This window comes from Streptomyces sp. RP5T, assembly GCF_003933965.1.
Taxonomy (GTDB): domain Bacteria; phylum Actinomycetota; class Actinomycetes; order Streptomycetales; family Streptomycetaceae; genus Streptomyces.
Map to the genome: position 1 here is coordinate 1 of NZ_RSAJ01000525.1, position 5,807 is coordinate 5,807.

Annotated in this window: 6 protein-coding genes and 1 pseudogene; 5 read left to right on the forward strand and 2 right to left on the reverse strand. The window is 70.1% G+C overall.

All coding sequences use genetic code 11. From position 1 onward, the window contains the following. The first annotated feature begins 196 nt into the window (after window positions 1–196). The 3 genes from EHS43_RS35330 (at window position 197) to EHS43_RS35340 (ending at window position 2,500) form a co-directional block, all read left to right on the forward strand. Window positions 197–868, forward strand: a complete 672-nt coding sequence (locus EHS43_RS35330; protein WP_125194716.1) for a phosphatase PAP2 family protein — start codon at window positions 197–199, stop codon at window positions 866–868. A 23-nt stretch (window positions 869–891) separates the two neighbouring features. Then, a complete protein-coding gene (locus tag EHS43_RS35335; RefSeq protein ID WP_125194717.1) occupies window positions 892–1,584 on the forward strand; it encodes an HAD family hydrolase in 693 nt (230 codons plus the stop codon). 241 nt (window positions 1,585–1,825) lie between these two features. After that, window positions 1,826–2,500, forward strand: coding sequence for a TetR/AcrR family transcriptional regulator (locus EHS43_RS35340; RefSeq protein WP_125194718.1), 675 nt, complete (start codon window positions 1,826–1,828; stop codon window positions 2,498–2,500). On the opposite strand, the gene EHS43_RS35345 is transcribed toward EHS43_RS35340, so the two are convergent. Further along, complete coding sequence (locus tag EHS43_RS35345; protein WP_125194719.1) at window positions 2,488–3,990, reverse strand: LVIVD repeat-containing protein; 1,503 nt, start codon at window positions 3,988–3,990, stop codon at window positions 2,488–2,490. The genes EHS43_RS35340 and EHS43_RS35345 overlap by 13 nt on opposite strands. A gap of 119 nt (window positions 3,991–4,109) precedes the next feature. On the opposite strand from EHS43_RS35345, the gene EHS43_RS35350 reads away from it, so the two are divergent. Then, a complete protein-coding gene (locus tag EHS43_RS35350) occupies window positions 4,110–4,754 on the forward strand; it encodes a DUF305 domain-containing protein (RefSeq protein ID WP_260470855.1) in 645 nt (214 codons plus the stop codon). Window positions 4,755–4,778: 24 nt separating this feature from the next. Here EHS43_RS35350 and EHS43_RS35355 read toward each other — a convergent pair whose 3' ends face one another. After that, on the reverse strand, window positions 4,779–5,237 hold the full coding sequence (locus EHS43_RS35355; protein ID WP_125194720.1) for a DUF6214 family protein: 459 nt from the start codon (window positions 5,235–5,237) through the stop codon (window positions 4,779–4,781). 189 nt (window positions 5,238–5,426) lie between these two features. Here EHS43_RS35355 and EHS43_RS35360 point away from each other — a divergent pair. Next, a pseudogene (locus EHS43_RS35360) lies at window positions 5,427–5,715 on the forward strand (NADP oxidoreductase); the annotation flags it as partial. Window positions 5,716–5,807: the final 92 nt, after the last annotated feature.

The following is a 5,807-nucleotide window of genomic DNA, read 5'->3' on the forward strand; positions in this document are numbered from 1 at the left end:
CCCCCGGCCGCCCCCGCCCGCACAGGGACGACAGCCGCCGCGCGCATACACCCGGGCAGGGCAGGGAACCCGGCAGAATGACCATGCGCCTCATCGCGAGCAGCCGACCATGAACGCCGCCCCGCACGACGGGCAGTCCGAACCGCCCGTGTCCCGGAATTCGCCTGTGACCACAGCGGTCGGCGAGGATCGCACCATGCACACCCAGTCCGTCGACTCCCCGCCCCGACCGCCGGAGCACCGGACCGCCGCCCGTGCCACCGGCGTCCTCGCCCTGCTCTCGCTGCTGCTGCTCGCCCTGGTGGTGGCCAAGTGGCATCCCCTGCTCACCGTGGACGGCGACATCGCCGACACCACCCATCGCTGGGCCGTCGACGAACCGGGGCTCACGCACGTCTTCCGCATCCTCACGGACTGGGTCTGGGACCCCTGGGCGATGCGTCTGCTGGCGGCGCTCGCGGCGATCTGGCTGGTGTGGCGGCGCCATGCCCACTGGATCGCCGTATGGCTGATCGTCACATGTGCTGTGGGCACACTGGTCCAGCAGGTCCTGAAGGCGGCGGTCGGCCGGAAGCGCCCCGTGTGGCCCGATCCCGTCGACACGGCGCACTTCGCGGCCTACCCCTCGGGCCACGCACTGACGGCCACCGTCGTGTGCGGCCTCCTGCTGTGGCTCCTCCACCACTACGGAGTCGGCCGCGCCGTCCGGTTCACGGCCCTCTCCCTCGCCGTGATCTCCGTCGTGGGCGTCGGCCTCACCCGCATCTGGCTGGGCGTCCACTGGCCCTCCGACGTACTCGGCGGGTGGCTCCTCGGCGCGCTGCTCGTGGCCCTGGCGGTGCTGGTCGAGCGGCGGTACCGGCGGTGAACGACGGCCCTTAGGATCACCGCATGGCTGCCGTCCTGTTCGACTTCTCGGGAACCCTCTTCCGTATCGAGTCCACCGAGTCCTGGCTGAGGACCGTCCTCGACGAGGCGGGACTCCCCCTCCCGGAGACGGAGTTGGCGCGGGCCGCGCGGGAGCTGGAGCACGTGGGGGCGTTGCCCGGCGGGGCGGCGCCCCGGGTGCCGATGCCGGACGAGCTCGCCGCCGTGTGGGGAGTCCGGGACGAGAGCGCCGAGCTGCACCGGGCCGCGTACACCGGGCTCTCGCGGCTGGTGACGCTGCCCGATCCCGACCTGCACGACGCGCTGTACGACCGGCACATGCTCCCCGCCGCCTGGCAGCCGTACCCCGACGCCGCCGAGGTGCTGCGCGCGCTGCGCGAGCGCGGAATCAAGGTGGGCGTGGTCAGCAACATCGGCTGGGACCTGCGTCCGGTCTTCCGCGCGCACGGGCTCGATCCGTTCGTGGACGCGTACGTGCTGTCGTACGAACACGGCATCCAGAAGCCCGACCCCCGGCTGTTCGAGGCCGCCTGCGCGGCGCTCGGTGTCGAGCCCGGGGACGTCCTGATGGTCGGCGACGACCGGCGGGCGGACGGCGGTGCGGCCGCTCTGGGCTGCGGGGTGCACTTCGTGGACCATCTGCCGGCGGCGCAGCGGCCCGACGCGCTGCGGCCCGTGCTCGGCCTCGTGGGGTAAGGGACTGTGCGACAGCCGCCTCGACGGGTACGCACGACCGACGCGGAAAAGTGTCCTGAAACGGGGTGGTCACCCCGTCGATAAGGTCGCCTGAGGACACCATTGGGGCGTTTGCTCGCCCACCCTGGACGATCCCCCGCGTCGCCCAGAGCAGGCGGCAGCCCCGACCAGGCCTTTTACGGGCCGGTCCGGACACACTGAGTATAGTTGGCTGATAGCCAGTCAACGCAGGAGTTACAGCATGTCCCCGCGCAGCGCCTTGGTCAACGAAGAGTTGCGCCGCCGTTCCCGGGAGCGGCTCCTGCAGGCGGCCATCGAACTGGTCTCCGAGCGCGGCTACGAGGCCACGACCCTCGGGGACATCGCGGACCGGGCCGGTTCGGCGCGCGGTCTGGTGTCGTACTACTTCCCCGGCAAGCGTCAGCTCGTGCAGTCCGCCGTGCACCGGCTCATGCACCGCACGCTGGAGGAGGCGCTGGAGCGCGAGCCGCGCACCGAGGACGGCCGGGAGCGGATGGCCCGGGCCATCGACGCGATCCTGGGTCTGGCGCGGGACCGTACCGTGCTGATGCGCCAGCACATGGCGGGCCTGCTGGACGTCGACGGCTTCGTGCAGTGCCCCGAGCAGCAGCGCCTGGCCGAACTGCTGCGGGACACGATGGAACGGCACGGTTCACAGACGGTCGAGACCGACTACCCGATGCTGCGCTCGCAGCTCATGGGCGCGGTCTACGCGATGGTCGTGCCGAACGTCCCGATGCCGATGGCGACCCTGCGCGCCGAGCTGTTCACGCGCTATCGCCTCGACTGGGAACAGGGCGTCCCGCCGGGAGCCGAGGCACCCGACGGGACGCGTGAGGCGGATCTGTCGCGTTTCTTCGAGACGGGGCCGGAGCCCGGGGGTCAGTCGAAGTAGTCCGGCTGCGTCTGGACGTTGAGCTCGCCGAGCCGCACCTTCCTGGCCGGGTCCGTCCGCTTGTCGCTGAGCTTCAGCACGTCGAAGCCCTTGGCGATGTCGTTGGAGTAGATGTAGCCGTTGTAGTAGTACGCCGACCAGGGACCGGCGGTCGTCAGCCGCTCTGTGGTCACCGGGCCCCGCTCGAAGTAACCGATCTCCTTCGGGCGCGAGGAGTTGGTGAAGTCCCAGACGGAGACACCGCCCTGGTACCAGGCCTGGACCATGATGTCCCGGCCCTTGACCGGGATCAGCGAGCCGTTGTGGGCCACGCACACCTCGACGTCCGCCTGGTGGCGGGGGATCTTGAAGTAGCTGCGGAAGACGAGCTTGCGCCGGTCGCCCTTGCCCACGATGTCGTAGATGCCGTCGGCGCCGCGGTTCGGACCGATCTCCGCGTTGCAGGTGGCCGCGCCGCCGCCGCCCAGCTCATCCACGAAGACGACCTTGTTCGCCTTCTGGTTGAAGGTCGCCGAGTGCCAGAAGGAGAAGTTCACGTTGTCCTGCACCCGGTCGATGACCCTCGGGTTCTCCGGGTCGGCAATGGAGAACAGGATGCCGTCGCCCATGCAGGCGCCCGCCGCGAGGTCCTCGTCCGGGAGCACCGTGATGTCGTGGCAGCCGGTGGTCTTGGAGACACCCGGATTGGTGGGCGCACCGGGGTTGCCGCCGCCGTCGGGGCCCTCGCCCGGGAAGAGCACCGGGAAGCTCACCACGGCGGCCGTCTCGGGGGCGTTGCGCGGCACCTTGATGACCGAGATGCCGTCGTGCGGAGGCTGGCAGTCGGGGTACGCGGCGTTCGGCGAGTACGAGGAGACGTAGATGTAGACGTTCCTGCGCTCGGGCACCAGGGTGTGGGTGTGCGAGCCGCAGGCGGTCTCGACGGCGGCGACGTACTTCGGGTTCCTCTTGTCGCTGATGTCGAAGATCTTCATGCCCTCCCACGACGACTTCTCGGTGGCGGGCTGGGTGGTGCTGTTGCAACTGCTGTCGCTGCGCGAGGAGTCGGTGGACAGGAACAGCAGGTTCCCGGAGACGGAGATGTCGTTCTGCGAGCCGGGGCAGAGCACCTGAGCGACGGTCTTCGGGGCCTTCGGGTTGCTGATGTCGAAGATGCGGAAGCCGTCGTAGTTCCCGGAGAAGGCGTACCTGCCCTGGAAGGCCAGGTCCGAGTTGGTGCCGGGCAGCGCGTCCTTGGGGATGTTGACGAGGTGCTGGATGTTGTCGGAGTGGACGATCTCGTCCTGGCCGGGTATCGCGCCGTCGGCGATCGCCGCCTCGACCTCGGCCTCGGTGCTCTTGGAGACGCCCCTGCCCGACGTCGGGCCGTCCCCGGGGTCGGGGGTCGCGACGGCGGGGACGGCGGTCAGCAGTGCGGCCAGGAGCCCCGCGGCTGCCGCCGCAACTCCCAGACGTCTGTGCCGGGTTCGGGACTCTTTCAACAGGATCACTGTTTCCTCCCTGTGCCGTTCATGTGGAACGGTTCACGCGTCACCGCAGTATCGTCTTCACCATGCACAGATCAACAGGGGGCAACGAACCCGTCATGAAAGGACCACGGGTGACCACTGTGCTCTTCCGCCGCGCGCCGTACGCCGCAACCGGCTTGGCCGTACTGACGGTCCTGGCCCTCGGGGGCTGCGACTCCGGCACGGACCCCAAGTCCGCCTCGGCGACCGGGCCTTCGGTGTTGGTGCCCGGCAAACCCGGTGAGGCTAACCGCACGATGTCCGCCCAGGACGCCCAGGAGCAGCGGTCCGACGACGACACTCCCAACTCCGCGGACGTCTCGTACGCGCGGATGATGATCGCGCACCACGCCCAGGCGCTCGAGCTGACCGAACTGGCCCCGCTGCGTGCCGAGTCGGCGAAGCTCAAGGCCCTCGCGGAGCGGATCTCGGCCGCGCAGGGGCCGGAGATCGAGGCGATGAGGGCCTGGCTGAAGGGGTACGGCAAGTCCGAGGAGGCCGCGGGCCACGCGCACGCCACGATGCCCGGCATGGCGACCGAGGCGCAGCTGAAGAAGCTGCGCGCGGCGAAGGGGAAGGCCTTCGACGAGCTCTTCCTCACCCTGATGATCACTCACCACGAGGGGGCGATCACCATGGCGACGGAGGTGAAGGGACAGGGCAACAACATCCGGATCGAGGAGATGGCGGACGACGTGGTGGCCCAGCAGACGAGCGAGATCAACCGCATGCGGGACATGCGGTGAGGGATACCGGCTGAAACCGTCCGCTCAGCGCCGTGCGTGACGTGGCGTCAGGTAACCCGCGTCGCGCGCCTGGGAGATGAGCCGCAGCGACCTGCGGCGGCTGTGCCCGGTCGCGCACATCACGGCGAGGACCGGGTCGACGCCGTCCTCCTGGGCGGCCCGGTATTCCTGCGCCACCAGCCACCGCCCCTCCAGACCGCGCGGCCACGCCGGGCGAGCGCGCCGCGGCCCAGGCCCTTCGACCCCTTTCTCGGGCCGCCTTCCGCACGCCGCGAAGAGGGGCTCCTCGATCCAGTCCGCGAGCGCGGCCAGGTCGTCGAGCGACAGGGCGGGCGCGGCCCGTACGTCCTCCAGTGAGACGCCCTCCTGGGTCACCACGGCGAGCGCGTCGACCCTGGCGCCGTCGGAGAAGGCCAGCCGGACGCCGAACCACGCCGTCGCGGCGTCGTCCTCCCGCACTTCCCACGCGGGCCACACGGACACGTGGCCGTCCGTCGGACAACGATCAGAAAGATTAAGAAAGGATGCTTCCAGCATATACGCAACGTAACCGAATGATCACATTCCATACGAACGGACACGCGCGCCCGGCTCCCGCCGGCACCCTGTCAGAGCAGCATCGGCGGTGCAATCCTGGGGGTGTCAGCGACTCCTCCCGTAGGGAGTTCCGCCGTGCTGCGTGTCGCCGTCGTCGGCTCCGGGCCCAGCGGGTGCTACACGGCCCGGAGCCTCGTACCACGAGAAGATCAAGTCGCTCCGGAACAGCCTGCGGACGATCCTGGAGCACGAGCGGGTGCGGTTCCTCGGCGGCGTCGGGGTCGGCCCCGGCGGGGTGCCGGCCGCGCGGCTGCGCGAGCTGTACCACGCGGTCGTGTAGTGCGTGGGTGCCGCCGCCGACCGGCTTCTCGGGATCCCCGGCGAGAAGCTGCCGGACAGCTGGGCGGCGACGGAGTTCGTGTCCCTGCTTGAGGACGCCCCCGCCCTCGTGGACGGAGAACTGCGCGAGGATCCGCTGGACGCGCTGCGGGCGGCGGGGCTCGCACCGGTGGGGTG

What these genes read in the sequence shown, in the direction of transcription:
- EHS43_RS35330 (WP_125194716.1), top strand. Translation starts at nt 197, where the DNA reads ATGCACACCCAGTCCGTCGACTCCCCGCCCCGACCGCCGGAGCACCGG.
- EHS43_RS35340 (WP_125194718.1), top strand. Translation starts at nt 1,826, where the DNA reads ATGTCCCCGCGCAGCGCCTTGGTCAACGAAGAGTTGCGCCGCCGTTCC.
- EHS43_RS35335 (WP_125194717.1), top strand. Translation starts at nt 892, where the DNA reads ATGGCTGCCGTCCTGTTCGACTTCTCGGGAACCCTCTTCCGTATCGAG.